At 69.2% G+C, this 25,820-nt stretch carries 29 protein-coding genes; 17 read left to right on the top strand and 12 right to left on the bottom strand.

Features of this window, described 5'->3' with window-relative positions; all coding sequences use genetic code 11:
• Positions 1-4: 4 nt before the first annotated feature.
• Both A2X88_08260 and A2X88_08255 read right to left on the bottom strand, forming a co-directional pair.
• Positions 5-736 carry a hypothetical protein gene (locus A2X88_08260; GenBank protein ID OGP34845.1) on the bottom strand — a complete coding sequence of 244 codons (732 nt, stop codon included), beginning with the start codon at positions 734-736 and terminating at the stop codon, positions 5-7.
• Complete coding sequence (locus tag A2X88_08255) at positions 727-1,308, bottom strand: hypothetical protein (GenBank protein OGP34844.1); 582 nt, start codon at positions 1,306-1,308, stop codon at positions 727-729. The genes A2X88_08260 and A2X88_08255 overlap by 10 nt, the downstream gene beginning before the upstream one ends.
• Positions 1,309-1,405: 97 nt before the next feature.
• Between A2X88_08255 and A2X88_08250 the strand changes: the two genes are divergently transcribed.
• Genes A2X88_08250 through A2X88_08240 form a run of 3 tightly spaced genes read left to right on the top strand, consistent with a single transcriptional unit; the run spans position 1,406 to position 5,348 of the window.
• Positions 1,406-2,353, top strand: coding sequence for a hypothetical protein (locus tag A2X88_08250; GenBank protein OGP34843.1), 948 nt, complete (start codon positions 1,406-1,408; stop codon positions 2,351-2,353).
• Positions 2,350-3,291 carry a hypothetical protein gene (locus A2X88_08245; GenBank protein ID OGP34842.1) on the top strand — a complete coding sequence of 314 codons (942 nt, stop codon included), beginning with the start codon at positions 2,350-2,352 and terminating at the stop codon, positions 3,289-3,291. The genes A2X88_08250 and A2X88_08245 overlap by 4 nt, the downstream gene beginning before the upstream one ends.
• Complete coding sequence (locus A2X88_08240) at positions 3,288-5,348, top strand: hypothetical protein (GenBank protein OGP34841.1); 2,061 nt, start codon at positions 3,288-3,290, stop codon at positions 5,346-5,348. Before A2X88_08245 ends, A2X88_08240 begins: the two co-directional genes overlap by 4 nt.
• Here the strand turns inward: A2X88_08240 and A2X88_08235 are convergent.
• Positions 5,240-5,764: a molybdenum cofactor biosynthesis protein C gene (locus A2X88_08235; GenBank protein OGP34840.1), complete on the bottom strand. Its 525-nt coding sequence runs from the start codon at positions 5,762-5,764 to the stop codon at positions 5,240-5,242. The genes A2X88_08240 and A2X88_08235 overlap by 109 nt on opposite strands.
• A gap of 289 nt (positions 5,765-6,053) precedes the next feature.
• Between A2X88_08235 and A2X88_08230 the strand changes: the two genes are divergently transcribed.
• On the top strand, positions 6,054-7,583 hold the full coding sequence (locus A2X88_08230; GenBank protein ID OGP34839.1) for a hypothetical protein: 1,530 nt from the start codon (positions 6,054-6,056) through the stop codon (positions 7,581-7,583).
• A 6-nt stretch (positions 7,584-7,589) separates the two neighbouring features.
• On the opposite strand, the gene A2X88_08225 is transcribed toward A2X88_08230, so the two are convergent.
• Positions 7,590-8,588, bottom strand: a complete 999-nt coding sequence (locus A2X88_08225; GenBank protein ID OGP34838.1) for a hypothetical protein — start codon at positions 8,586-8,588, stop codon at positions 7,590-7,592.
• A 160-nt stretch (positions 8,589-8,748) separates the two neighbouring features.
• Between A2X88_08225 and A2X88_08220 the strand changes: the two genes are divergently transcribed.
• The 11 genes from A2X88_08220 (at position 8,749) to A2X88_08170 (ending at position 17,224) form a co-directional block, all read left to right on the top strand.
• Positions 8,749-9,063: a 50S ribosomal protein L21 gene (locus A2X88_08220; protein ID OGP34869.1), complete on the top strand. Its 315-nt coding sequence runs from the start codon at positions 8,749-8,751 to the stop codon at positions 9,061-9,063.
• 19 nt (positions 9,064-9,082) lie between these two features.
• Positions 9,083-9,340, top strand: a complete 258-nt coding sequence (locus A2X88_08215) for a 50S ribosomal protein L27 (protein OGP34837.1) — start codon at positions 9,083-9,085, stop codon at positions 9,338-9,340.
• Positions 9,341-9,353: 13 nt separating this feature from the next.
• On the top strand, positions 9,354-10,355 hold the full coding sequence (locus tag A2X88_08210; GenBank protein ID OGP34836.1) for a GTPase ObgE: 1,002 nt from the start codon (positions 9,354-9,356) through the stop codon (positions 10,353-10,355).
• Positions 10,352-11,551, top strand: coding sequence for a glutamate 5-kinase (locus A2X88_08205; protein OGP34835.1), 1,200 nt, complete (start codon positions 10,352-10,354; stop codon positions 11,549-11,551). Before A2X88_08210 ends, A2X88_08205 begins: the two co-directional genes overlap by 4 nt.
• Entirely contained in the window at positions 11,552-12,811 is a 1,260-nt protein-coding gene (locus A2X88_08200) for a glutamate-5-semialdehyde dehydrogenase (protein ID OGP34834.1), read from the top strand. It begins immediately after the preceding gene.
• 4 nt (positions 12,812-12,815) lie between these two features.
• Positions 12,816-13,490 carry a nicotinate (nicotinamide) nucleotide adenylyltransferase gene (locus tag A2X88_08195; protein OGP34833.1) on the top strand — a complete coding sequence of 225 codons (675 nt, stop codon included), beginning with the start codon at positions 12,816-12,818 and terminating at the stop codon, positions 13,488-13,490.
• On the top strand, positions 13,487-13,846 hold the full coding sequence (locus A2X88_08190) for a ribosome silencing factor (GenBank protein ID OGP34832.1): 360 nt from the start codon (positions 13,487-13,489) through the stop codon (positions 13,844-13,846). Before A2X88_08195 ends, A2X88_08190 begins: the two co-directional genes overlap by 4 nt.
• 22 nt (positions 13,847-13,868) lie before the next feature.
• Positions 13,869-15,200 carry a hypothetical protein gene (locus A2X88_08185; protein OGP34831.1) on the top strand — a complete coding sequence of 444 codons (1,332 nt, stop codon included), beginning with the start codon at positions 13,869-13,871 and terminating at the stop codon, positions 15,198-15,200.
• Positions 15,201-15,363: 163 nt separating this feature from the next.
• On the top strand, positions 15,364-15,927 hold the full coding sequence (locus A2X88_08180; protein OGP34830.1) for a hypothetical protein: 564 nt from the start codon (positions 15,364-15,366) through the stop codon (positions 15,925-15,927).
• 20 nt (positions 15,928-15,947) lie between these two features.
• Positions 15,948-16,751, top strand: a complete 804-nt coding sequence (locus A2X88_08175) for a hypothetical protein (protein OGP34829.1) — start codon at positions 15,948-15,950, stop codon at positions 16,749-16,751.
• Positions 16,697-17,224 carry a hypothetical protein gene (locus tag A2X88_08170; protein OGP34828.1) on the top strand — a complete coding sequence of 176 codons (528 nt, stop codon included), beginning with the start codon at positions 16,697-16,699 and terminating at the stop codon, positions 17,222-17,224. The genes A2X88_08175 and A2X88_08170 overlap by 55 nt, the downstream gene beginning before the upstream one ends.
• 21 nt (positions 17,225-17,245) lie before the next feature.
• On the opposite strand, the gene A2X88_08165 is transcribed toward A2X88_08170, so the two are convergent.
• From A2X88_08165 to A2X88_08155, 3 genes are all read right to left on the bottom strand, one after another.
• Positions 17,246-18,406: a cysteine desulfurase gene (locus tag A2X88_08165; GenBank protein OGP34827.1), complete on the bottom strand. Its 1,161-nt coding sequence runs from the start codon at positions 18,404-18,406 to the stop codon at positions 17,246-17,248.
• Position 18,407: 1 nt separating this feature from the next.
• The gene (locus A2X88_08160; GenBank protein OGP34826.1) at positions 18,408-19,898 is read right to left on the bottom strand and encodes a hypothetical protein; all 1,491 of its coding nucleotides are present in this window, start codon (positions 19,896-19,898) and stop codon (positions 18,408-18,410) included.
• A gap of 213 nt (positions 19,899-20,111) precedes the next feature.
• Positions 20,112-20,378: a hypothetical protein gene (locus A2X88_08155; protein OGP34825.1), complete on the bottom strand. Its 267-nt coding sequence runs from the start codon at positions 20,376-20,378 to the stop codon at positions 20,112-20,114.
• A 64-nt stretch (positions 20,379-20,442) separates the two neighbouring features.
• Between A2X88_08155 and A2X88_08150 the strand changes: the two genes are divergently transcribed.
• Both A2X88_08150 and A2X88_08145 read left to right on the top strand, forming a co-directional pair.
• A complete protein-coding gene (locus A2X88_08150; GenBank protein OGP34824.1) occupies positions 20,443-20,721 on the top strand; it encodes a hypothetical protein in 279 nt (92 codons plus the stop codon).
• A complete protein-coding gene (locus tag A2X88_08145; protein ID OGP34823.1) occupies positions 20,721-21,170 on the top strand; it encodes a hypothetical protein in 450 nt (149 codons plus the stop codon). The genes A2X88_08150 and A2X88_08145 overlap by 1 nt, the downstream gene beginning before the upstream one ends.
• 3 nt (positions 21,171-21,173) lie before the next feature.
• Here A2X88_08145 and A2X88_08140 read toward each other — a convergent pair whose 3' ends face one another.
• The 5 genes from A2X88_08140 to A2X88_08120 form a co-directional block, all read right to left on the bottom strand.
• Positions 21,174-21,881 (bottom strand): hypothetical protein, encoded by a 708-nt coding sequence (locus A2X88_08140; protein OGP34868.1) that lies wholly within the window; start codon positions 21,879-21,881, stop codon positions 21,174-21,176.
• A 76-nt stretch (positions 21,882-21,957) separates the two neighbouring features.
• Positions 21,958-23,286, bottom strand: a complete 1,329-nt coding sequence (locus A2X88_08135; protein ID OGP34822.1) for a hypothetical protein — start codon at positions 23,284-23,286, stop codon at positions 21,958-21,960.
• A gap of 5 nt (positions 23,287-23,291) precedes the next feature.
• Positions 23,292-23,906 carry a threonylcarbamoyl-AMP synthase gene (locus A2X88_08130; GenBank protein ID OGP34867.1) on the bottom strand — a complete coding sequence of 205 codons (615 nt, stop codon included), beginning with the start codon at positions 23,904-23,906 and terminating at the stop codon, positions 23,292-23,294.
• Positions 23,907-23,982: 76 nt separating this feature from the next.
• Entirely contained in the window at positions 23,983-24,471 is a 489-nt protein-coding gene (locus A2X88_08125) for a 5-(carboxyamino)imidazole ribonucleotide mutase (protein OGP34821.1), read from the bottom strand.
• Positions 24,468-25,754 (bottom strand): phosphoribosylamine--glycine ligase, encoded by a 1,287-nt coding sequence (locus A2X88_08120; GenBank protein OGP34866.1) that lies wholly within the window; start codon positions 25,752-25,754, stop codon positions 24,468-24,470. The genes A2X88_08125 and A2X88_08120 overlap by 4 nt, the downstream gene beginning before the upstream one ends.
• Between the last annotated feature and the right edge of the window lie 66 nt (positions 25,755-25,820).

Here is a 25,820-nt window from a genome sequence, read left to right as displayed (position 1 = left end):
TGCCTCATGACGTCGCGACGGCGCACCGTCCCTCCTCCTCGTCCTTCGCCGACAGGAGCCGGCGCCGGGTCTCCTCCGCCATCCCGTCCCGCGAGAGCGGGCGGCCGGGACCGGCAGAAACCGGCGGAAGGACCCGCACGACCAGCTCGGCCGGGCGGAACAGCAGGCTCCCCTTCGGAAGCGCCCGTCTCCCGCCGTCCAGGTAGACGGGAACCAGCGGGAACCCGGTCTTCCAGGCGATGTGGAAGGCCCCCGGGCGGAACTCCCCGATCGAGCCGTCGCCGCTTCGGGTCCCCTCCGGAAAGACGACCAGCGCGCGCCCCTTCGCGAGCAGCGCCGATGCCTGCCGCATCATGTGGACGGCGTCCCGCGGATCCTCCCGGTCGACGAACAGGTTCCCCGACGCCGTCATCGCATGGCCGAACAGGGGGATCCGCCCCAGCTCCCGCTTGGCGATGAAGCGGATCTCCCGGGGGAATGCGGAGAGCAGAAGCGGAATGTCCACGAGGCTCTGGTGGTTCGCAACCAGGATGACCCCTCCCTCCGGAATCCGTCCGGCGTCCTCGACCCGCACCGGCCAGCCCCCGATGCGGACGAACCGCTTCCCCCACCGCTTCACGATCTCCGCGGGGAGCCTCTCGCTCCTTGTGACCGCACCGGCCAGCGTCGCGGCCAGGGAGGCCCCGATGGTGAGGAGCAGAATCGCGGCGGACCTGAAAAACCCCGTTATCCCCAACCCGCTTCCTCCCGGAAGCTGTAAAAGGTGCAACTTCCGATTATCACATGATCCAGCACCGGAATCCCCAGGATTCCGCCCGCCGCCCGGATCCTCTCCGTGATCTCCCGGTCCTCCCGGCTGGGGGCGGGATCGCCGCTGGGGTGGTTGTGCACGAGGATGACCGCCGCCGCCCTCTCCGCGACCGCCGCCGAGAACACCTCCCGGGGGTGGACCAGGCTTCCGTTCAGGATCCCGGTCGAGGCCCGGAAGTCGCCCAGCAGTCTGTGCCTGGCGTCGAGCAGAAGGACGAGGAAGACCTCCACGCGGAGATCCCCGAGCCGGTACCGGTACCTCTCGTGCACATCCCCCGCGGAGGAAAACGGGGCGGGCCGGCTGCGCGGGGCGGAGAGGGCGCGCCGCGCGATCTCCAGCACCGCCTCCCAGCGCCCGGTCATCGCGGTGTCCCCGGGACGAGCTCCCCGGGCGGCCCCCCGCATCCCCTCCCAGTCCGCGGGAAACGCGGCCCGGAACAGCGATTCCTCCTCCTCGTGCTCCAGCGGCCTCCCGTCCCGGCCGGCCCAGCCCCTCATCCTCCCTCCTTCTTCCGGTTCCCCCGGGGGGGAGGGTTCAAGTTCCGTTCCCGATTTTCGACCGAAGTCGCGGAAGCATTTCGGCGATACTATATGCATGGACCTTTCGGACGCAACGGCCCGGATCTCGCGGCTGCGGGACACGGTGGAATCGGTTCTCCTCGGAAAACGGCCCGAGGTCGAGCTGGCCCTGGCCTCCTTCCTCGCCGGGGGGCACATCCTGCTCGAGGATATCCCGGGGACCGGAAAGACGACCCTCGCCCGGGCGATCGCGGCCGGAATCTCGGGCACCTTCCGCCGGGTGCAGTTCACGAGCGACCTTCTCCCACAGGACGTGGTCGGGGTCCACATCTTCGACGTCGACCGGAAGCGCTTCACCTTCTCGCCGGGGCCGCTGTTCGCGAACATCGTGCTCGCGGACGAGATCAACCGGAGCAATCCCAGGGCCCAGAGCGCGCTTCTCGAGGCGATGAGCGAGCGGCAGGTCTCCGTCGACAACCGGACCTATCCCCTTCCGGACCCGTTTCTCGTCATCGCCACCCAGAACCCCTTCGAGCAGCACGGGACCTATCCCCTGCCGGAGTCGCAGCTCGACCGGTTCAATCTCCGTCTCCGGCTGAGATACCCGGACCGGGAATCGGAACTCCGGCTCATCCGGGAGAGCACCCTCTTCCGCGGCCGTGACGGGATCCGTCCGGTCCTGCTCCCGGAGGAGATCCTCGAGATGAGGACCCGGGCCGAGCAGGTGACCGTCCGGGAGCCGATCCTGGACTACATCCACCGCCTGGTGGAGGCCACGAGAGTCCATCCCGCGGTCCGGCTGGGAGCGTCGCCCCGCGGGGCGATCGGGCTGAAAAACACCACCCAGGCGCTCGCCCTGCTCTCCGGGAGGGATCATGTGATCCCCGGGGATGTCCGGAGGGCCGCGGGACCCGTTCTCTGTCACCGGATCTTCCTGAAGGGGGCGCCCGGCGAGGGGGCGGACACGGAGGCGGCGGAATCGGTCCTCTCGGAGATCCTGGAGGCCGTCCCGGCTCCCCTGTGACCCCGCTTCCCGGCAGGTTCCGGAAACGGCCCCTCTTCCCGAGGAGCCTTCGGATCACCTTTTCGGGCAAGGGCTTCATCGCGCTCACTCTCGGGGTCGGCGCGGCGGCGGTGAACACCGGGAACAACCTCCTCTACCTCGCCTTCAGCATGAACCTCTCCCTGATCATCCTGTCGGGGATCCTCTCGGAGGGATCGATCCGGGGAGTCCGGGTCGCGATCCGCCATGCCTCGGAGGCCTTCGCGGGACGGCCCTCCTTCCTCGTCCTGACCTGCTCCGCCCCGGGGAAGCGGTTCCCCGCGGTTTCCCTCGCGGTGACTCCCGGCCCCCCGGTGGCCTGCGGAACGGTCCGGTTTCCGGTAATCCCCCCCGGGGGATCCGCCGACCGGGTCGTGGAATGGCGTCCTTCCCGCAGAGGTTCCGTCCCCCCCTTCTCCTGCACAATCTCCACCCGCTTCCCGTTCGGCCTGTTCGAAAAATCGCGGCGCCTCATGGTCCCGGCGTCCTCCCTGCTGGTCTACCCGGAGCCGGAGAGCAGCGGGGCGACCGAACTCCTCCGATCCGGGGAGCTTCCGGACGGGGGACAGACCCCCGCGGGAAGGCAGGGGCCTATGGTCCGGGGCGCGCGGGAGCACATGCCCGCCGACCCGGTCCGGGAGATCCACTGGAAAGCCTCCGCGAAACGGGGACGGTGGATGGTGAAGGAGCGGGAGGCGGAGCCGGACCGGGTCGTCGACATCCGGGTTCCCCTGTCCTCCCCGGAGGAGCAGCTCGAACGGCACCTGTCGAGGGCGTGCGGACTCGTCCTCCGCCTGGAGCGGGAGGGTCGCCTCTACCGCCTTCGGATCGGCAGGGGTCCCTCCGTGGAACCGTCGCAGGCGGACCGGCGTCGCCGGGCCCTCTTCTTCCTGGCGACGGCGGAGGCGGAATCCCCGTGAGGCGGGAACGGAGGCATCCTCCCCTCCCGCCGATCCTCTGGTATTGCCTCCGGGCCCACTGGATCGCCGGGCTTCTCCCCCTGTTCTTTCTCACGGAGATCTCCCGGGCGGGACTGGCCGCGGCGACCGCCGCCTTCCTCCTCGGGGTCCTGCTGGACCGGGCGGGCACGGAACGGCCGGGCTGGCATCGCCTCTCGACGCCTCTGGTCCTGGCGACGGCCCTCGCAGCCTCCGCCGACTTCTTCGCCGGCAGCCGGGACCTCCTTTCGGCCGTCACCCTGCTGGTTCTCGGAGTCCAGTCGGTCAAGTTCCTCCTTCCCAAGACGACCCGGGACGGCTGGCAGCTCTGCGCCGTCTCCTTCCTCGAGTTTCTCGCCGCCGCCGCCGTCTCCTCGGAGATCCAGTTCGCCCTTTTCCTTCTTCTCTTTCTCGGGCTCTCCGCGGGGGCGATGTGGGCCCTTCACCTGGAGGAGGAGGCGGAGCTCCGGGAGGCCGCGGCGGAGGTCCTCCCGGGATTCGCGGTCCGTCTGCTTTCGCTGGCCGCCGTCGCCGGTTTCGCGATGACGGCCGTACTCTTCGTGGCGATCCCCCGGATCGGGATCGGTCACATCCTTCGGCACCTGAGCCGGTCGGCCGGGCTTCCGGGGTTTTCCGACACGATCACCCTCCGGGACGTCACCTCCGCCAAGACCGACCGGAGGGTCGCTGCCCGGATCGAGTTTCCGGAGCTGGCCCCCTCGACCGTACCGACGGACCTCTACCTCCGGGGAGCGGTCTATTCCCGGTTCGACGGCTCGCGCTGGAGGCGCGGCGGAACTCCCCTGGTCGGCGTCTCCCGGAGCGGGTTCTACTATCTCGCCGGTTCCCCCCCTACCGGGGGACCGCTCTCCACGGCCGAGATCGTCCTGGAGCCCGCGAGCCACCCGGCGCTCTTCGTCTACGGGACGCCGGTCACCATCGAGGGGGACCTCGGGCACCTGTGGACCGACCTTGCGGGAAGCTACTCGTTCCAGGAGCCGTTGCGCTCCGCGGTGCGGTACCGGGTCCGGTTCGCGCAGGGCGGCTCCTCCCGGGAAAAACTGCTCCCCGCCGCCCGGGACGGAGCCCTCGCCCTCCCGCCCGGGATGGAGGATGTCCGCGGCCTGGCGGAACGGATCGCGGCGGGGGCGGGGACCGACCGGGAGAAGGCGGAACGGCTTCTTTCGCACTTCCGGTCGGGCTTCCGGTACACGCTGGACGATCCGGCCGGCACGGTCCAGGAATTCCTCTTCGTCCGGAAGGCGGGGTATTGCGAGCACTACGCCACCGGTCTCGCGCTGCTCCTGCGTTCCGCCGGGATCCCCGCCAGGGTCGCCGCGGGGTATCTCGGGGGGGAGTGGAGCGCCCCCGGGAACTACCTGATCGTCCGGCAGTCCGACGCCCACGCCTGGACGGAAGGATGGATCGAGGGCCGTTGGGTCACGCTGGACGCCACCCCCCCGGCCGGAGGGGACTCCCCCTTCTCCGTGAAAACCGGGCTGCTGGGAATCTACCTGGACTGGGCGCGGCAGCGGTGGAACAAGTACGTGATCAACTACTCGCTGAAGATGCAGGCGGAAGCGGTGTCCCGGAGCTGGACCGCCGTGCGTCGCGCCCGCTGGAGTCTCCGGGACCGGATCCGGGGGTGGGAAGGACTCCCTCGTGGGCGGACCGCGGGGGCAGCGGCCGTCGTGTCGGCCTGCGCGGTTTCCCTCGCGTGGATCCTGCGGAAGCGATTCCGCCCGCCGGTCCTCTTTGGAACCGGACGCGCCGGGGAGCGGCTTCCCCGCTCCTACGGCCGTCTTCTGAAATTCCTTGCCTCGAAAGGATTACGGCGCTCCCCCGGCACGACGCTGGAGGAGATGCTGGACCGCGCGGTGCAGGGATCCCCGTTGCTCGCGGAGGAGGCAGGGCGCTTCCTCCGCCTCTATCACCTGGACCGTTTCGGCCCGCGCCCGCTGCCGGAGGAGGAATCCCGGGAGGCCGCCCGGCTGGCGGTCCGGCTCCGCCGGGGGCTTTCCAGGCCGGGCGCCACGTAGTCTCCGAGTTTCCCGCCGGTTTTCCGCAGCAGGCGGATCCCCTCGATCCGGATCGACCGGTCCACCGGCTTGGCCATGTCGTAGACGCAGAGCGCTGCGGCGGCCACCGCGGTGAGCGCCTCCATTTCGACCCCCGTCTTCGCGCAGGTCTTGGCCTCCGCCTCGATCCGCACCTCTCCCGGCGCGGGGAGGGAAAGATCGACCCGGACCGAATCGAGCGGGAGCGGGTGGCACAGGGGAAGGATCCGGGAGGTGTCCTTGGCCGCGGAGATCCCGGCCACGCGCGCCACCGACAGGACATCTCCCTTCGGGATCTCTCCCTTCCTCAGCATTTCCCAGGCCGGACGGGACAGGAACACCCTCCCTTCGGCGACCGCCGTCCGGACGGTTTCCCCCTTCCCCGATACGTCGGCCATGCTCACCCTTCCGTCCTTGGGCAACGCCTCCCCCCGGACCGGTCCGGGACCGGCCTCGTCTCCGACATTCTATTCGAAACGACCTCCCCCATCAACAAACCTCCCTCGGCCATCGGTTTCCCGGTCCCCCTCCGGTCCGGAATGTCCGGGCGCCGGTCCAGGCGGACGCTGGACGGGCGCACCCCGAAGCGTTACCGGCCGGTACGAGGGTTGCACCTCCCGGAGGGAAACGATCGCCCCCTCCCGGAACCGGTCCTCCGGAAACCGGGGGGAGGCCGGGGGAGGCCGCGTGCTGGTCCGGGTGCTGACCGCGACCCTGTCCGGGATCGAAGCGATCCCGGTCGAAGTGGAAACCGACATCTCCCGCGGATTGCCTTCCCTGACGCTCGTGGGCCTTCCGGGAGGGTCGGTCCGGGAAAGCGCCGACCGGATCCGTGCGGCCATCCGCAATTCCGGCCTCCCCTACCCGGGCCGGAAGATCACGATCAGCCTGGCCCCCGCGGACCTGAGGAAAGAGGGGGCTCTGCTCGACCTTCCGATCGCCCTCTCCCTGCTTTGCGCGGAAGGGGTCTTCCCGGGAGACGCGCTGAGGGACTACCTGGTGGCGGGGGAACTGTCGCTGGACGGCTCCCTCAAGCCGGTTCGCGGAGTCCTGCCGCAGGGGCTTCTGGCCCGGGAGATGGGGCTCGCGGGGATCCTCGTCCCCGCCGCGAACCGGTCGGAAGCCGCTCTGGTTCCCGGCATCCGGGTCCTCACGGCGGATTCGCTCCGGCAGGCCGCCTTCCGCCTCTCCGGGGAATCGCCGGAGCCGCCGGATCCCGGCCCCGCCCCTCTTCCCGTTTCGCCCGGCTCCCCGGCGATGGATCTTCGGGACGTGGTCGGCCAGCCGCTCGGACGCAGGGTCCTGGAGATTTCCGCCGCCGGGAACCATCCGCTGCTGTTCGCCGGCCCCCCGGGGTGCGGGAAGACCATGCTCGCGGAGCGGATCCCCGGGATCCTTCCCGAGTTCTCGGGGGAGGAGGCGCTGGAGACCGCGCGGATCTACAGCGCCGCGGGAGAGCCTCCCTGGCCCTCCATCCTGACCCGCCGGCCCTTCCGTGCGCCCCACCACTCGGTCACCCGGGCGGGACTGCTCGGGGGCGCCTCCCCCCCCCGCCCCGGGGAGGCGAGCTTCGCCCACGGCGGGGTCCTCTTCCTCGACGAGTTCTCCGAGTTCCGGCCGGAGGTGCGGGAGTCGCTCCGACAGCCGCTCGAGTCCGGGGAGGTCGTGATCGCGCGGGCCGGAACCGCCTGCCGGTTCCCCTGCCGGTTCCTCCTCCTCGCCGCCACCAATCTCTGCCCGTGCGGGAACGCCGGGCACCCCCGGAAGGTCTGCCGGTGCACCCCCGCGCTGCGCGAGAGATTCTCCCGGAAATTCTCCGGGCCGCTCCTGGACCGGGTGGACCTCTCCCTCTCGGTCGTCCCGGTTCCCGGCGACGAATGGTCGGCCGGATCGTGGGGGGAAGACTCGGCGACGGTGCGCGGGCGGGTCATGGAATGCCGGCGGATCCAGGCGAAGCGGCATTCCGGCCGCCCCTGGCGCACGAACGGGGACGCGCGAGCCCCCTTTTCCGAGCTGATCTCCTCGTTCGCCCCCGAGGCGCGGATCCTTCTCGTGCGCGCGGCGGACCGGCTGAAGCTGTCCGGAAGGGCGCTGAACAAGACGGGACGGGTCGCCCGGACGATCGCCGATCTGGCGCGCGAGAAACGGGTCGCCGCCCAGCACGTGGCCGAGGCGATCCAGTACCGGCTCCCGGAGAACATCACCCCGGGGAGCTGAACCGGCCTAGACCTTGTCGGCGATGTCCCAGAAGACCTTCTCGACGTAGTTCCGGAAGCCGTGGATGAAGGCGCAGCGCCGGTGGAAACGGGCGAGCGACCCGCAGAAGTAGAGCCCGGGGACGGTCGATTCCCCCGTCGCGGAGATCACCGGGAATCCCCCCTCCCCCACCTGCACCGTCCCTCCCTCCATGGGGACCCAGGCCGGCCGGTATCCGGTCGCGCAGAGGATCCAGTCGAACTCCTCCTCCTCGCCCATCCGGAACCGGACCCGCCTCCCCGAGACGGCGGCGGGAGGATCCTCCTCCCGGAGCCGGACGATCCCGAACCGGACGCACTCCTTGAGGATGCTCTCCGACGACCCCCGGATATCCTCCAGCTCCCCCGTGGCGGAGAAGTAGCGGATCGGCCCCCTCGTGCAGATCGTCACCCGGGCGGTGCCGGCCAGCTCGATCGCGATCTCCGCGGCGGAGTTTCCGCCGCCCACGATCAGGACCCGCTTCCCCGTGTAGGCCATGCAATGGATGAAATCGGAGGCATGGAGGACGTACGGATTGTTCCCGACCCCCGGAACGTCCGGGTAGGCGGGAACGGTAGTCGATCCGGAGGCCAGCACGAGGAAGCGACAGGCCATCTCCCCGGAAGAGGTCTCCACCATGAATCCCCCCGGGACGACGACCGCGCGGACCGCCGCGGTATTCTCCGTCACCCGGAGCAGGTTCTCCCGGGTGAAGGACTCGACGTAGCAGAGGAAATCCTCCCGGCTGGGGAACGGTTTCCGGGTCCCCGGAAGCGCCCAGATAGGATGCCGGAGCGAGAGCGACGTCCAGTCGGTCCCGGGAACGGCCGGGGAGAGCAGCGTCATCCCCTGGCGCATCATCCGCCAGGCCTGGGCCACCTTCCCCCGCTCGAGGACCCGGTAGTCGATCCCGTGCTCCTGGAAGTTGTGCGCCAGAAGAAGGCCCGCAGGCCCCCCCCCGACGATCAGGACGTCCCGGGTTTCCATTCCCCCGCCTTTCCGCTTCCGGCCGACTCAGGAACAGGATACCCCATCCCATGTGTCGAATTCCGGGTCGAATACCGGGTCGAATTCCGGGTTGACAGCGAAAAAGGACTTCTTTATCATGATTTGTTCCTATTCGAGCCCTGAACGGAGGGTCGTGAACATGTATGCCGTGGTCCGCACCGGGGGGAAGCAGCTCCGCGTCGCCCCCGGGGATGTCATCCAGGTCGAGAAGCTCCCGGTCGAGACCGGCTCCGAGGTCGAGCTCACCGACGTGCTGCTCGTCTCCTCCGAACAGGGAACGACCGTGGGCGCCCCCACCGTCCCGAACGCGAAGGTCCTTTGCGTCTCGCTCGGGGATGGCAAGGGGAAGAAGATCGTGGTCTACAAGTTCAAGCGGCGGAAGAACTACGCCCGCAAGCAGGGGCACCGCCAGGCCTTCACCCGGCTCTCGGTCCGGGAAATCCGGGTAGGATAACCGCAGGGAGGATCGCGCCATGGCGCACAAAAAAGGGGTCGGAAGCTCCCGGAACGGGCGGGACAGCCAGAGCAAGCGGCTCGGCGTGAAGGCCTACGGCGGGGAACTGGTGACCGCCGGCTCGATCATCGTGCGCCAGCGGGGAACCGCCGTCCATCCCGGACAGAACGTCGGGGTCGGAAGGGACCATACCCTGTTCGCCCTGATCGACGGGACGGTCCAGTTCCAGCGGTTCGGGAAAGACCGCAAGAGGGTGTCCGTCCTCTACGCATCGTAGTTCTTTCCTCTCCATGCGCTTCGTCGACGAGGTCACCATCACCGTCCGCTCCGGAGACGGCGGGCGGGGGTGTTCCAGCTTTCGCCGGGAAAAACATGTGCCCCGCGGGGGGCCGGACGGCGGAAACGGCGGGAACGGCGCTAGCGTCGTCCTGCGTGCCGTCCCCGGCCTCGCCACCCTGCTCGACTTCCGGTACCGGAACCTCTTCCGGGCCCGCCGGGGCGTGCACGGAAAGGGAAAGAAGATGCACGGGCGAAACGCCGAGGACCTCGTGATCCCCGTCCCCGCCGGGACCATGGTCCAGGACGCCGACAGCGGGGAAACGCTCGCGGACCTTACCCGGGACGGCGATTCCGTGGTCGTCGCCGGCGGCGGGAGGGGGGGGCGGGGTAACGCCACCTTCGCCACCTCGACGAACCAGGCCCCCGATTACGCCCAACCGGGAATCCCGGGGGAGGGGCGCCGCCTCCGGCTCACGCTGAAGCTCATCGCGAGCGTCGGGCTGGTCGGGCTCCCGAACGCCGGGAAATCGACTTTCCTCGCAAGCATCTCCCGCGCCCGTCCGAAGATCGCCGATTATCCCTTCACCACCCTCTCCCCCGTGCTCGGCATGGTGTCCCACCGGGACGAGGATTTCGTGGTGGCCGACCTTCCCGGGCTGATCGAGGGGGCACACCGGGGGGCAGGGCTGGGGCACCGGTTCCTCAAGCACGCGGAACGGACCGAGGTGCTGGTCCATGTCCTGGACTCCTCGAAGCCGCCGCGGGAGATCGCCGCCGCCTACCGGACCGTGCGGGAGGAGCTGGAACGGTTCAACCCCGGGCTCGTCGCCCGCCCGGCCCTGCTCGCCTTCAACAAGACCGACCTCCCCGGCGCGCGGGAGGCGGCGGAAAAGGCCCGGGCGATGTTGAAAATCCCGGAAGGGAATGCCTATTATATTTCCGCGGCCACCGGGATGGGGGTCAAGACCCTGCTGGATGCCCTGGTGGCGCTCCGGAGAAGGCCGACGGCATGAATCCTGACAGCGCGGCGGCGCGTGCATCCCTGCTCCGTTCCCGCAGGATCCGCAGGGTCGTGGTGAAACTCGGAAGCGGAACGCTCGCCGACGTCGAGGCGGGGCTCCGCCTCCCCACGATCCGCGCCCTCGCCTCCCAGGTGACCGCCTCCTGGGAGCGGGACGGGATCCGCTTCGTGGTCGTCACCTCGGGAGCGATCGCGGCGGGGCGCAAGAAGCTGGGGATGCGGGAGAAGCCGCGCACCATCGCCCTCAAGCAGGCGGCTGCGGCCGTGGGGCAGACCACCCTGATGCAGGCCTACGAGCGCGCCTTCGAGCGGCGGGGGCGGCAGGTCGGCCAGCTGCTGCTCACCCACGAGGACTTCGAAAGCCGGGAACGGTACATCAACGCGCGGAACACGATCGAGACGCTTCTGGCGCGGGGGATCGTCCCGATCATCAACGAGAACGACACCGTCGCCACCGAGGAGATCCGGCTGGGGGACAACGACCACCTCGCCGCCCTGGTCACCCAGATGGTCGGAGCCGACCTCATGGTGCTGCTCACCGACCGGAAGGGGGTGTTCGACCGGGACCCGCTCCGCCACCGCGACGCCCGCCTCCTCCCCCTGCTCGAGCGCATCACGGAGGAGAGGATCCGGGCCGCTTCCGGGCAGTCCCGGGGGACCGTCGGGACCGGCGGCATGGGCTCCAAGCTCCTCTCGGCGAGGCTGGCGAGCGACTCGGGGATCCCCGTGGTGATCGCCTCGGGGCTGTCGCCCCGCTCCCTCGCCGACATCCTCGCGGGGAAGGAGGTCGGAACGCTGATCCTGCCCGGCGGCCCCGGGAAGGCAAACCGGCGGAAGATGTGGATCGCCTACGCGAGGCATCCCCACGGGACGATCACCGTCGACGACGGGGCGATCCTGGTCCTCCGGGAGCAGGGAAAAAGCCTGCTCCCCGCGGGGATCACGGGGGTGCGCGGGACCTTCCGCAGCGGCGACGCCGTCTCCATCAGCGACCGGCGGGGACGGGAGGTCGCGCGGGGGATCAGTTCCTGGGACAGCGGGCAGGTCGAGGCGGGAATGGGGAAGAAGACTCCCGACGTCCGCGCGCTCCTCGGGGAGAATCTCCCCGCCGAGGTGGTCCACCGGGACAACCTGACGATCCTCCCCCGCCACGAGGGGGCCGGGGAAGGGAAAAGAGCGGACCGGTAGATGACGGAACTCCGGAATTCGGTGAACGAGGTCTGCCGCGCCGCGCGGGAGGCGGCCGCGCGGATCGGGCATGCCGGCGCCTCCGAGAAGAACCGTGCCCTTTCCGCCATGGCCCGGGGGCTGCGGGAGCAGTCGGAACGGATCCTCCGGGAGAACCGGACGGACCTTGCGGCCGCCGCGGACCGGGGGCTTTCCGGCGCGATGGTCGACCGCCTCGCCCTGGACGAGGGGAGGATCGCCCAGATGGCGGCCGGAATCGAGGAGGTGGTCTCCCTTCCCGACCCGGTGGGGGAAGTCGAGCGGATGTGGAGGCGCCCGAACGGGCTCTGGGTGGGAAAAATGCGGATCCCCCTCGGGGTGATCGGGATCATCTACGAATCGCGGCCGAACGTGACGGCCGACTCCGCCGCGCTGTGCGTCAAGTCGGGAAACGCCGTCATCCTCCGGGGCGGATCGGAGGCGATCCACTCCAACCTCGCCATCGCGGAAATCCTGAGGGAAGCGCTCGCCTCCTCCGGCCTTCCGGAGGACGCGGTCTCGGTGATCCGGCGGACCGACCGGGCGGCGATCGACGAGATGCTCCGGGCGGAGGAGTACATCGACCTCATCATCCCCCGCGGCGGGGAAGGGCTGATCCGCAGCGTCGCGGAAAAGTCCCGCATCCCGGTCATCAAGCACTACAAGGGGGTCTGCCACATCTACGTGGACGAGGATCCGGATCTGCCGCAGGCGATCTCCGTCTGCGTGAACGCCAAGGTCCAGCGTCCCGGCGTCTGCAACGCGATGGAGACGCTGCTCGTCCACGAGAGGGCGGCCGGCTCCTTCCTGCCCGCCGCCGCGGCCGAGATGGTCCGGCACGGTGTCGAGATCCGCGGCTGCCCGGAGACGGTGCGGCTCGTGCCGGCGGCGAAGCCCGCGAGGGAGGAGGACTGGGGTACCGAGTTTCTCGACCTGATCCTGGCGGTGCGCGTGGTCCCCTCGATGGAGGCGGCCCTCTCGCATATCCGGACGTACGGCTCCCTGCACACCGAGGCGATTCTCACGAAGGATCATGCGCGGGCGATGCGCTTCATCCGCGAGGTGGACTCCTCGCTGGTGCTCGTGAACGCCTCCACCCGGTTCAACGACGGGTTCCAGCTGGGCCTGGGCGCCGAGATCGGGATCAGCACCACCAAGATCCACGCGTTCGGCCCGATGGGGCTGACCGAGCTCACCACGACGAAGTTCATCGCCTTCGGGGACGGCCAGGTCCGGACGTAGCGGCGTGCCTCCCCCGCGAACATCCGCGGCCCTATTCGGCGGAACCTTCGACCCGTTCCACATCGGGCACCTGCGGATGGCGATCGAGGTGAAGGAGGCCTTTTCCCTCCCCCGGGTCGTCTTCCTGCCGGCCCGCCATCCCCCGCACAAGCCGGGGCAGCCGGTCTCCGACGCCGCGCAGCGGCTGGCGATGACCGCCGCCGCCATCCGGGGGATTCCCGGATTCGAGGTGTCCGACCTGGAGCTGCGCAGGGAAGGCCCCTCCTATTCCCTGGACACCGTCCTGGAGTTCCGCCGGGCCGGGCCCGGGGTCGACTGGCTCTTCGTGATGGGGGCCGACTCCTTCGCGGAGATCGCCACCTGGCACCGGTACCGGGAGTTTCTCGCGGCGTGCGATTTCATCCTGCTTCCCCGCCCGGGAGCCGCGGGCGAGCCGTCGCCGCCGGAAGGGTTGCGTATTGAAAAAGAAAAACCGCATTGCTATAGTTGGAACGGGGAAAGCTATCTCCTGCCGGGGGGACGGAAGCTGTTCTGCCCCGCCTTCCCGGCCCTGGATATTTCTTCGCGCGGAATCCGCGAGAAGGTGGCATGCGGGAAGAGCATCCGGGGGCTCGTTCCGCCGGAGGTGGAGAAGCATATCGCCGGAAACCGGCTCTATACCCGTCCCGGGGAGGGATGACCGCCATCACGACCAGGGAGACGCTGATCCGTTGCGCCCGGATGGCGCAGGAAAAGAAGGCCGTCGGCATCCGGGCCCTGGACGTCCGGGAAAGCGCATCCTTCACCGACTATTTCCTGATCTGCTCGGGCACCTCGGACCGTCAGGTGACCACCATCGCCGGCCACATCGAGGAGACGCTCCGGAAGGAAGGGACGCGGCCCTTCGTCGTCGAGGGAGTCCGGGACGGTCGCTGGGTGCTGCTGGACTACGCCGACATGGTCGTGCACGTGTTCCTGGACGAGGTCCGGGAATTCTACAAGTTCGACCGGCTCTGGGGATCCGCCGCCGAGATCCCCGTGCCGGAGGACCAATAGCCCTTCCCGAGGAGGCCCGCGCATGGGGGTCCGGCTGCTCCTGCTCTTCTTCGTCATCATCCTGGTCGGGTTCTCCTACGTCTCCCTGCTGAACGGCCAGCATGTCCAGTTCTTCTACTCCACCATGCGCCAGGTGGAGGTCACCGTCAGCGAGCTCGCCATCCTCTCCTTCTGCCTCGGGGCGGCCATGGTGATCCTGGGGACGATGGTGAAGGACGTGACCGAGGCCTCCCGGAACTGGAGGGAGCGCCGCCAGGCGCAGCGCCGGGAAGCGGCCCGCGCCCGGGTCGCGAAGGCGGCCGATTTCCACCGGCGCGGGATGCTGGACGAGGCGGCCACCGAGCTCGGGAAGAGCCTCTCCGTGAATCCCGAGGACCGGGAGGCGCTCGAGCTTTCGGTTACCGTCGAGGCCGAGCGGAAGGTCCCCCTCGAGGCGATCAAGGCGCTCACCCGGATCAAGCAGATCGACCCGTCCGACCTGTTCGTCTACTACCGCCTCGCCCGCCTCTACCGCGAAATGAACGACGACGAGAACGCCCTCTCCCTCCTTTCGACGGTCGAGGGGTCCGGGGGGGAGAACCTGCGGGTGTGGGAAATGATCCGGGAGATCCACATCCGCCGCGGGGAGATGGTCCCCGCCTACGAAATCCAGAAGAAGATCGTCAAATTCAAGGGAAAGTCGGCGTCCGCCGCGGACCAGGAGATCTTTTCCGCCCTCCGGTACGAGAAGGCGGTGCGCCGGATGGCCGACGGGAAGACCGACGACGCGGAACGCCGCCTGAAGGATCTCATCAAGGACCAGCCGGGCTTCGCCCCCTCCTATGTCGCTTTCGCCGAGCACCTGCGCTCCCGGGGGAACATCGACGAGGCGACCGAGATTCTCCTGCGGGGATACCGCGCCACGCGGAACCCGGTCTTCTTCATCAAGATCGAGGACATGGGGGTGGAGACCGAGCGGCCGCACGCCGTGATCGCGCGCTACTCCGACCTGCAACGCGACTACCCCGCGGACTACGACGTGAACCTCTTCATGGGGAAGTTCTTCCTGAGGCTGGAGATGAACGACGAGGCGGTGGAACAGTTGTTGAAGGCGGAGCAGCTGGAGCCGGAGCGCGAGTCGGTCAACATCCTGCTTGCGGAGGCGTTCCGGCGGAGAGGCCGCTATGAATCCGCCTGCCAGCACTACCAGCGCGCCTTCGGCTACAAGCGCAGGTACCTCATCCCGTTCCGCTGCGGCGGATGCGGGGAGATCACGATCAAGTGGACTCCCCGGTGCCCCATCTGCGGCATCTGGAACGGGTACTCCATCGACCACGGCAGGAAGGAATTCGCCATCCCCGCCACGGTCCGCTGACCTTTCCCGGTTCGCCCGCGGCGCGGCGGCCCTGCTCGCGGCGCTGCAAGCCCTCCTTCCTCCCGCGCGGGCCGGGCTTTCCCGCGGATCGGTCGCGCGGTGGACCGCCTGGAGGGGAGCCTGCTGCCCCCGGTGCGGCGCCTTTTCCGCGGTCGTATTTCCCGTGCGTTCCGGGCGGGGCGGTGCCTGCGCCGACTGCCCGGGCGACCCTCCCTTCGCGGCCGCCCGCTCCCTCTTCCCCTACGAGGGAGAGGTCCGCGAGGCGATCCGGGCCGCGAAATACGGGGGGATGGCCACGCCGGCGGGCCCTGTCGCGGAGCGAATGTTCGCGGCCATACGGCAGGAGTGGGCGGACCTGTTCCCGGACGGTTGCCGTCCCGTGATCGTCCCGGTCCCGATCCTTCCCCGGAAATATTTCCGGAGGGGATTCAACCTCCCCGCGCTGGTGGGGGGCAGGCTGGCCCGCCTTGCAGGGTGGCCGTTCGATCCCCTCCTCCTCCTGCGGACCCGGGAACGTCTTCCCCAGGCGGCCCTCCCGCTTTCCCTCCGGGAAGGAAACGTCCGGGGGGCGTTCGCCGTCTCCCCGGGTAGGGGGATCCCCCCGGAGATCCTCCTCCTGGACGACGTGTACACCTCGGGCGCCACGGCGGCGGAATGCGCCCGCACCTTGAAAAGAGCCGGGGCGGAGCATATAGTGATCCTGACGGTCTCCCGGGCCGTCCCCTGAATCTTCCGTACGGAGACCGGATGCCCTCGCCATTCACGGCCGCGTCGCTGCAGTTCCCGATCGAGATGGGACAGGTCGAGGCGAACCTCTCCCGGGCCCTTGCCCTCCTGCGGGAGGCGGCCGGAACGGGGGCGTCGCTGTGCGTCCTGCCCGAGATGTGGAGCACCGGCTTCGCGTACGACAACCTTCTCCGCCTCTGCGGATCCACCCCGGAGATCCTGCACGAGCTGCGGCGGTTCGCCGCGGAGAGGAAGATCGTCCTGGCCGGATCCCTCCCCGAGCGGTCGGGCCGGTCGGTGTACAACACGCTGTACGTGATCGACGCGACGGGGATCGTCGCCGGGGAATACCGGAAGGCGCACCTCTTCACCCCGTCGGGGGAGCACCTCCATTTCCGGCGGGGGGCGCAGGCGAGGACCGTGCGCACCCGGGTGGGAGTCCTCGGTCCGCAGATCTGCTACGACATCCGGTTTCCCGAGCTCTCCCGAAAATACTTCCTCGAGGGTGCGACCCTGCTCTGCGTCAGCGCGCAGTGGCCCACCGCGAGGAAGGAACACTGGGACCTGCTCATCGCCGCGCGCGCCGTGGAGAACCAGCTCTTCGTGGTGGCGACGAATGCGGTGGGACGGTCCGGGGAGTTCCAGTATTCCGGGGGGTCGGCCGTCCTCTCCCCACTCGGGGAGCGGCTGGCGCAGGGGGGGGAGGAGGAGGCGGTCGTGAGGGCGACCGTCGACCCCGGGAGGATCGACGAGGTGAGAAGGAGGATCCCGTGCGCAAAGGACCGGAACGAGCGGGCCTACCGCAGGACCCGGCCGCCAAGGTAGTTCCCCGGAAGTCCGTCCGGGGGCTCGGCGAACGCCTCCGCGGGCGGGGGAAACGGCTCGTCTTCACGAACGGCTGCTTCGACATCCTCCACGCCGGGCATGCGCAGTACCTCCGGAAAGCGGCCTCCCTGGGCGACCTCCTCGTGGTGGGGGTGAACAGCGACGCCTCCGTACGGCGGCTGAAAGGGGCGGGGCGGCCGCTCCAGCCGGCGGCCGACCGGGCCTACCTGCTCGCCTCGCTTCAGGCGGTTTCCTTCGTGGTCGTCTTCTCCGAGGACACGCCGGCGGCGCTGATCGAGGAGGTGGCTCCCGATATCCTGGTAAAAGGGGGCGACTGGAAAGGGAAGGAGATTGTCGGGGCCGACTTCGTCCGGGCGAGGGGTGGGAAGGTGAGGACGATCCGGTTCCTTCCCGGCAGATCCACCACCGCCATCCTTACTCGCGCGGGAAGGGCGGCCGCGGGAAGGAAGTGACCCCCCGGCTCCGGGGAGGCCTTACCGCCGGGACCCGGCGATCTTCCGCAGAGCCTCGAGGAAGGCTACGATCTCCCGCCTCGTGGTGAAGGGGCCCGGGCTCACCCGCACGGTTCCTTCCGGGAAGGTCCCCAGGGTGCGGTGGGAGCCGGGCGAGCAGTGGAGCCCCGCCCGGACCAGGATCCCGAACTCCTTCTCCAGCCGAAGCCCCACCTTCCCAGAGTCCTTTCCCTCGACGATGAAGGAAACGACCGAGATCCGCCGGAAGGGATCGCGCGGACCGAAGACCGTGACGCCGGGGATCCGCCCCATCCCCTCCAGCAGAACCGCCAGGTGCGTCTCCTCCTTTCGGCGGACCGTCTCCACCCCTTTCCGAAGCAGCCAGGAAAGGGAGACGCCCAGCCCGGCGATCCCCACGCTGTTCGGGGTCCCCGACTCGAGAGCGTCCGGGAGGAAGTCGGGCTGCCGGTCCGATTCCGAGCGGCTCCCGGTCCCCCCCTCGATCAGCGGAACGAGCGGCACCCCCTCCCGCACGTAGAGGAATCCGGTTCCCTGGGGCCCCAGCAGCCCCTTGTGCCCGGGCGCCGCGAGCAGGTCGACCGGGAGATCCCGGACGGAGATGGGGATCGAGCCGGCCGTCTGGGAGGCGTCCAGGAGGGTGAAGGCGCCCGCGCGGCGGGCTGCGCGGACGACTCCCGCGGCGGGCTGGATCGCCCCGGCCACGTTGGAGGCGTGCACGAGGCAGACGAGCCGCGTCTCCCGGCGGATCGCGGAAGCCACCGCCCCGGCGGAAACGGCGCCGGTGGAGTCCGCCGGGACCACGGTCACCGACACGCCCGCCTCCTGCATCCTGCGCAGGGGACGCGTTACCGAGTTGTGCTCGACCGAGGTGGTCACCGCATGGTCCCCCGGCCTAAGCAGCCCCTTGATCGCCAGGTTCAGGGCGACCGTGGCGTTCTCCGTGAACACGAATCGGGAGCTGTCCGCCCCGCCGAAGAGCTCCGCGAGCTTTTCCCGCGCGTGGAAGAGGTCCCTCGCCGACCGGATGGACAGGGCATGCCCGGACCGCCCCGGATTTCCGGCGCGTTGGATCGCCGCGGCGACCGCCGCGGCGACGCCTCCGGGCTTGGGCAGGGACGTTGCGGCGTTGTCCAGGTAGATCGGTACGGTCGAACGGGGCAGGTCAGGACTCCCGGGGAATCCGGATCAGGCTCCCGGCGCGGATCATGCCGGCCTCCTGGATCCCGTTAGCACGCATCAGCGACCGGACCGACACCCCCGCCTGCCGGGCGATCTTCGACAGGGTGTCGCCCTTGCGGACCCGCACCGTCCGGCCCTTCCGGTACCCCTCGTCCACCCGCATGTGCGCGAGCCGGAGCTGGTCGGGTGAGATCTCCTTCCCGGGGACCGAATCCTCCTCGGAGAGGCCGGTCACCGGAACGATCACGCGGGGAACCCGGCTCAGGGAATCCCCGCGGAGACCGTTGATCTCGTGCAGCACGGAAACGGGAGTGCCGTACTTGCCGGACAGGGAGGCGAGCGTCTCCCCCCTCCGCACCGGGTGAGAGAGGAAGGTCACCTTCGCCGCGCTGCGGATCTCTTCCATCCGCTCCGCGGCGACCGGGCCGAATCCCTTCGGAAGCCGGATCTCGTATTCCTCCCGGTTCGGGGGGGTGCAGAACCGCCGCAGCTCCGGGTTCCACTCCCGCAGCGACCCGGCCTCCACGCCGAGGATCCTGCCCAGCGCCGCCAGGTCGGTGCCGCCCGGTACGGTCGCCCGGTCGAATTCCAGCGGGTCCTCGTATTGGACATCCCCAAACCCGTACTGCTCCGGCTCCTTGGCGATGCTCAAGGCGGCCAGCATCTTCGGGACGTAGTCCTTCGTCTCCCTGGAGAGATACCGGTGGCGGATCAGCTGCGCGTAGTCGTCGGTCTTGTAGCGGGCCACCGCCTTCTTGATCCTCATCTCCCCGGCGTTGTAGGCGGCCGCGGCCAGCGGCCAAGAATCGAACATCCCGTAGAGGTCCCGAAGGTAGGAGGCCGCCGCATGGGTCGCCTTCTCGTAGTCGCGCCGCTCGTCCACCCACCAGTCCACCCGAAGCTTGTACCGCCGGGCGGTGCCGGCGATGAACTGCCAGGGGCCCGCGGCTCGCGCCACCGAGTAGGCCTTCGGGGAGAACCCGCTTTCGATCAGCGCCAGGTAGACCAGGTCCCCGGGGAGCCCGTATTGCGCCAGGATCCGCCGCATCATCTCGGAATACTTCCCGGACCGGGCCAGCCAGATCTCGAAGCGTTCCCTTCCCCGGTTCTGGAAATAGTGGGTGAACTTCCCGATCCGGGCGGTCAGCCCCGCGTAGTTCCCCTCCTCCCCCTTCTCGATCTCCTCCAGGGGGTTGGTGAAGAACCGGCCGTCCAGCTCCTCGACGGCTTCCGTCTCCTCGTTCCCGGCGATCGCGCCGTCGAGATCCCCGGGAGAGAGGACGAAATCGAGCCGGGAACGCTCGGCCGGACGACTGCCCGCCGGAGCGGGCGCAGGCACGGCGGCAAGAGCCATCGTGTCAGTCCCCGGGATCCCGGGGGAACGGTGACGATCCAACGCCTCGTCGTTCTGCCTGGGGAGAAGGACGGAACCGGGGTCTGCCCCCGTGACGGAAACCGCGTCCGGAGTCTTCAAAAAGGTGGGTAGCATGGAAAACCGCACTGTTTCCGCTGCCGAAACCGGGCCGGACAACGCCAGCAGACCGACAAGAATTGTCAGTCCCGCTGTCCTGGAGAACCGTCTGCGCTCCCCCAACTCCCCTCCGTGAGCACTCATATAAGTTGGCATTTTATTTAAGAAATTTCCGAAAGTCAACATCGATTTCTCCCGCGGAAACAGTAGTCCCCCTTACAGGGGTTCCTCGTCGTACTCCCCCGTGTTACGCAAAATATGTACCGATTTCGGCAGGATCCCGGAACGCGAGAGAACTTCCTTCGCAGCCCCCCTGCCCGGGGGGAAGATCCGGATGGCGAGACCGCAGTCGGAGGAAAGCCGCCTCGGCACCGGGATGAGCCGCATGGGGACCCCCGCCCGCTTCAGCTGCTTCTCGGCCGACAGGACCTGGTGCGTCCCCCGGAAGATCAGGACGACTTCGGGAACCGCGGAGCGACCCAACCGGTTTCCTCCAAAAAATGCCGGAATCGGACAGGATCCATTATAATCGGAGAGAGCGGCCGGAATGTCCTTCATCATCCAACAAGCGGATCCCCGTCTCGCCTTGATCCTGATCGGGCTGGCAGCCCTGTCGGTAAACGTGCCGCTGGGGTACCTGCGGGAGGGGAGACGGAAGTTCTCCCTCGGGTGGTTCGTGTATATCCATCTCTCCATCCCGCTGGTCGCCTTCCTGCGAATCGAAAGCCACCTGAGCGCATGGTTCATCCCCCTGTTCATCCTCTTCGCCATCGCGGGACAGGTGATCGGGGGGAGAGTCCGGCGCCGGAAGGAGCCGGCGAGCTGATGGCCACGGAGAAGCTGTCCCGGACGCTGGAGAAGCTGCTCGCCTCCGCGGGGCTGCCGGCGGTGGCGCTCCAGGTATCCCTCTCCCGCGCCTGGGGGGAGATCGCCGGTCCCCTCCTCGCCGGGAAGGCCCGCCCTTTCCGGGTCCGCAGCGGCGTCCTCACGGTCCACGTCCTCAACCCCTCCTGGGCACAGGAACTGCAGCTCTCCAAGCCGGTCCTGCTCGGCAGGATCGAGGCCGCGCTCGGGGAGGGAAAGATCCGGGATCTCCGGTTCGTCGTGGGTCCGGTTTCGCCCTCCGGGAAGGATCCGTCCCCGGCGGGGGGAGAACCGGAACGCGGGGAGGTTCCCCCGCTCCGTTCTCCGGACGAACTCGACGGGATCCGGGATCCCGAGACGCGGGAGCTCCTGCGGTCGATCTGCAGGAAATCCTCCCGGAGGAAGGAATAGCGGCTACGGCCGGCGCCCCGCGAGGATCCGCTCCGTTTCGGGGTGGTAACGGCCGGGCTCCGCATAGACCACGAGGGGTGGAAGAAAGACCGGATCCCGGGAGGCTCCCCGGATCCCGGCGAAGAGCACCCGGTTGGAGGGCGCGTCGGCGAAGGGATGCACGAGCCTCAGGGCGGCCGGCGCCAGGCCCGAGGCGGCGGCCAGGGCGAGGATCTCCGGGATCCGCGCCGCGGGGGAGACCATCGCGAACGCCCCCCGGGGAGCCAGGTACCTGCGGGCGGCGGCGAACAGATCCGGGAAGGTGCAGGCGATCTCGTGGCGGGCGATCTCCTTCCTCCGGTCGGGGTTCCTCCTCCCCTCGCCGATCCGGCGGAAAGGGGGGTTCGAGACCACGAGGTGGAACGACCCGGCGCGCAGTCCCGGGATCTTCTCCCGGAAATCCCCGAGCCGCGCGGAAAGACGCCCCGAAAGCCCGTTCTCCCCGATGTTCTCCGCGGCGGCCCGCCACAGCTCCTCCTGGATCTCGACGCCGACGCCTTCCCTGAGGTCGCCGCGGATCCCGGCCAGGAGGAGCAGGATCACCCCCGCCCCGGTCCCCAGGTCGAGCACCCTCTCCCCGCAGTAGTCCGCGGCAAAGTCGGCCAGCAGGACGGAGTCGATGGAGAACCGGTACCCTTCGCGCGGCTGGCGGACGATGAGGGAGGAAAAGATCCCGGGCGGCGGAGACCCCGGGACGGTACGGCTCCGGCCGGAGCCCCGCTTCCCGCCTCCGCCGCTTCCTTCCGGCCTATCCGGGAACCCGGTCATCCCCCCGCGAGGAGAAGATCAGCAGGCCGGTCAGGATCTTCGGGTAGAAGAAGGTGGTCTTCTGCGGAAGCACGTGACCGGACAGGGAAACGTCCCGGAACTCCTCCATCGTGACCGGGTTCAGGAAGAAGGCGGCCTGGATCGCCCCGCGGTCGAGGTCGGAGGCGGTCTTCGCAGGCTCCTTGTAATACTTCACGAACTGCCCGGCGGTCACCGCCTCCGGGGAGATCCCGAGAAGTTCCTCGAGCATCATCCCGTGGAGGAACACCACGTCCAGGGTGCGGAGCTCGCGGGGGAAGCGCGACAGGTGCTTCTCGCCGAGCCGCCCGGTGTCGGGGAAGGTGACCAGGTGAAACCGGCCGCCCCCCGCGCTCCAGCCGATCGTCTTGGCCTGCTTCCCCTTCTCGGCCACCGCCCGCATCGCGTCCTCCGGCGTCCCCTTCCGCGTCTCCATCGGGAGATGGGCCTTCACCCGGGATGCGAACTCCTCCTCCGAGAATCCCGGGACGGAGTGGATCCCTCGGTGCGTCGGCAGGATGACGATCCCCTCGACATCCATGTTGCACAGGAACATGAGGACATGCTCGTGGGCGGCGTTTTCTCGGGAACCGTGCACCTTCCGCATCTCGTCCCGGTAGGCGAGCGCCGTCTCGTAGCGATGGTGCCCGTCGGCAATGAACACCTTCTTGTCCCGCATTCCCCTTGCCGCGGAGGAGACGGCCCCGGGATCGTCGACCTTCCACACCCGGTGCTTCACCCCCAGGTCGTCGGTGGCGGAGAAGCCGGGAGTTTTCGGCAACCTCTCGCGCAGCGCCTTCGCCACCCCGCCGGACGGATCCGAATAGAGCGCGAAGATGGGGCTCATGTTCGCCTCCGTCGTCCGCATGAGGGAGAGCCGGTCCTCCTTGGGTCGCGAGTGGGTCTTTTCGTGCGGGTAGACCATCCCCTCCCCGAAGGCCGACAGCCGCAGAGCCCCGAGGAACCCCTTCCGGACGAAGGTTCCCTGCCCCGGGATCGTGAACTCCTGCTCGTAGTAGTAGAAGGCGGGGGAGGGGTCCTGCACCAGCGTCCCCTCGGCCAGCCATTCCCGGTATCGCGCGGCGGCCCGGGTGTACTTGTTCTCCGCCGGACCGTCCCCAGGCCGGTCCAGGCCGAAGTCCACGTGGACGATGTTCCGCGGGTGGCGTTCGTGCAGCTGTGCCTGTTCCTCCGGGGAGATCACGTCGTAGGGCTGGGTCACGACCTGCGAGAGATCCTTCACGCGGGAGGGATCGTAATGGATCCCCCGGAACGGAGAAACGATGGTCATGTTCCTCACCCTTTCGGTTGGTGGTCTGTGATGCTCCGGAAGGGGATCTCCCCTTCCCTCAGAAGGCAAAGGCGGTCATTCTCCACGGACACGACGGTCGATCCCGGGCCCCCGCCCTCCCTCCCGGCCGGGGAGGGTCCGTCCCACAGGATCCACTCCACCCTCCCCGCGAACTCGCGGGCGATCGCCTCCGGCTCCTGCCAGCGGGCCGGACTGCCCGACCGGTTGGCCGAGGTCCCCGTCACCGCCCCTCCGAGCGCCTTCGCGAGCGCCCGGGGAACCGGGTGGTCCGGAACCCGGAGCCCGACCGTTCTCCCCGGCCCCGCGACCGCGGGAAGGAGGCGGGGAGATGCGGGAAGGACGATCGTGAGCGCCCCCGGCCAGAACCGCTCCATCAGCCGCCGGGCCGCCTCGGGAACCTCCGCCGCGAAGGCCCAGGCCCTCTCCGCGGAGTCCAGGAGCAGGGGGACCGGCTTCCCTTCCTCCCGTCCCTTGAGGGAAAACAGCGCCTCGAGCGCCGCGGCGGATCCGGGATCGGCCCCCAGACCGTACAGAGTGTCCGTGGGAAAGACCACCAGCCCGCCGGACCGAAGGGAGCGGAAAACCCCCGGGGGGAGCAGGCCGCGGGCTCCGGCCGCGATCCGGAACAGCTGCGTCATCTCCTCCTCGCTCCGCCGCCGGGGACCGGCGAACCGGTCATCGCACCTCGTCGGCCGACGCGGCGACGGCCTCCGCCATCTTCTTCCGGTGGTCCTGCACCCGGGCCATCAGCTCCGGGGAGGACAGCGCGAGGATCCGCGCCGCGAGATGGCCCGCGTTGCGGGCCCCCGCCTTTCCGACCGCCACCGTCGCGACCGGGACCCCGGCCGGCATCTGCACGGTGGAGAGCAGGGAGTCGAAGCCCGCCAGCGGGGAATTCGCCAGGGGGACCCCGATGACCGGCAGGGCCGTTTCCGCGGCCACGACACCGGCCAGGTGCGCCGCGGCGCCCGCCCCCGCGATGATGACCGAGATGCCGTCCTTCTCCGCATCCCGGACGATCTTTCGGGTGCGCTCCGGCGAACGGTGAGCCGAGGTGACGACCAGGGCATGGGGAATGCCGAACCCGGAAAGCACCCCGGCGGCCTCCTTCATCACCTCCGCGTCCGAACTGGATCCCATCAGGATGAGGACCTTGCCGTTCATGGCGTTCCCCCCCCCCGCAGCAGCGCCTTTTTCCCGATGTCGGTCCGGTAGTAGGCCCCCTCCCACCGGATCTTCCCGGCCGCCCGGTACCCCCGGGCGATGGCGCTCGCGATGTCGTCGTCCACCGCCGTCACCCCGAGGACCCGCCCCCCGTTGGTGACGAGCGACCCGTCCCGGAGCGCGGTCCCCGCGTGGAACACCACGACCCCGCCTTCGCCTTCCGCCTCCCGGATCCCGGCGATCGGGAAGCCCTTCCGGTACGACCCGGGATAGCCGCCGGAGGACATCACGATGCAGACCGTCGGGCGGGGATCGATCTCCATGACGGCGTCGGTGATCTTCCCCTGCGCGCACTGGACCAGCAGCGGGACCAGGTCGCTTTTCAGGCGCAGGAAGAGCGGCTGCGCCTCCGGGTCGCCGAACCGGACGTTGAACTCGAGCACCTTGGGCTCCCCCCGCTCGATCATCAGCCCGCCGTAGAGGATCCCCCGGAACGGGGTCCCCTCCGCGCGCATCCCCGCCAGGAGCGGCTCGAAAATCTTCCCGAGGATCTTCGCCTCGACCTCCGGGGTCACCACGGGAGCCGGGGAGTAGGCCCCCATCCCGCCGGTATTCGGTCCCGAGTCGCCGTCCCCGATCCGCTTGTGGTCCTGCGAGGAAGGCAGCGGCACGATCTTCTCCCCGTCGGTGAAGACGATATAGGAGGCCTCCTCCCCCGTGAGGCACTCCTCCACCACCACCCGCTCCCCCGCCGCGCCGAACACCCGCTTCTCCATCACGTCCCGGAGGAAGGCGACCGCCTCCTCGTAGGTCCCCGCGACCGCGACTCCCTTCCCCGCCGCCAGGCCGTCCGCCTTGATCACCACCGGCAGCCTGTGGGAGAGCACGTAGTGCTGCGCGTCGTCGAATTCGTCGAACTCCCGGAACGCGGCGGTCGGGATCCGGTACTTGGCCAGGATCCTCTTCGTGAACACCTTGGAGCCCTCGAGTTGCGCCGCCGCCCCGCTCGGCCCGCACACGAGCAGCCCCTTCGCGACCAGCAGGTCGGTAAGCCCCTTGGCCAGCGGCGCCTCGGGGCCGACGACCGTAAGGTCGATCCGCTTCCCCGCGGCGAAGGCGGCGATCCCGGGGAGGTCCTCCACGGAAACGGAAACGAGCTCGGCCTCCTTCGCCATCCCCGGATTCCCCGGGGCCGCATAGATCTTCTCCACCAGCGGGCTCTGGGCGATCTTCCAGACCAGGGCGTGCTCCCGCCCCCCGCTCCCCACCACCAGGATCTTCAGACCCATGCGCTCCCTCCTGTTCTAACCGGGGACATTCCTGGTTTTGTGCTTCATATCGCGAGGAGT

It is taken from the genome of Deltaproteobacteria bacterium GWC2_65_14 (assembly GCA_001797615.1).
GTDB lineage: Bacteria > Desulfobacterota > Deferrimicrobia > Deferrimicrobiales > Deferrimicrobiaceae > GWC2-65-14.
This window is presented reverse-complemented; position numbering and strand designations above follow the sequence as displayed.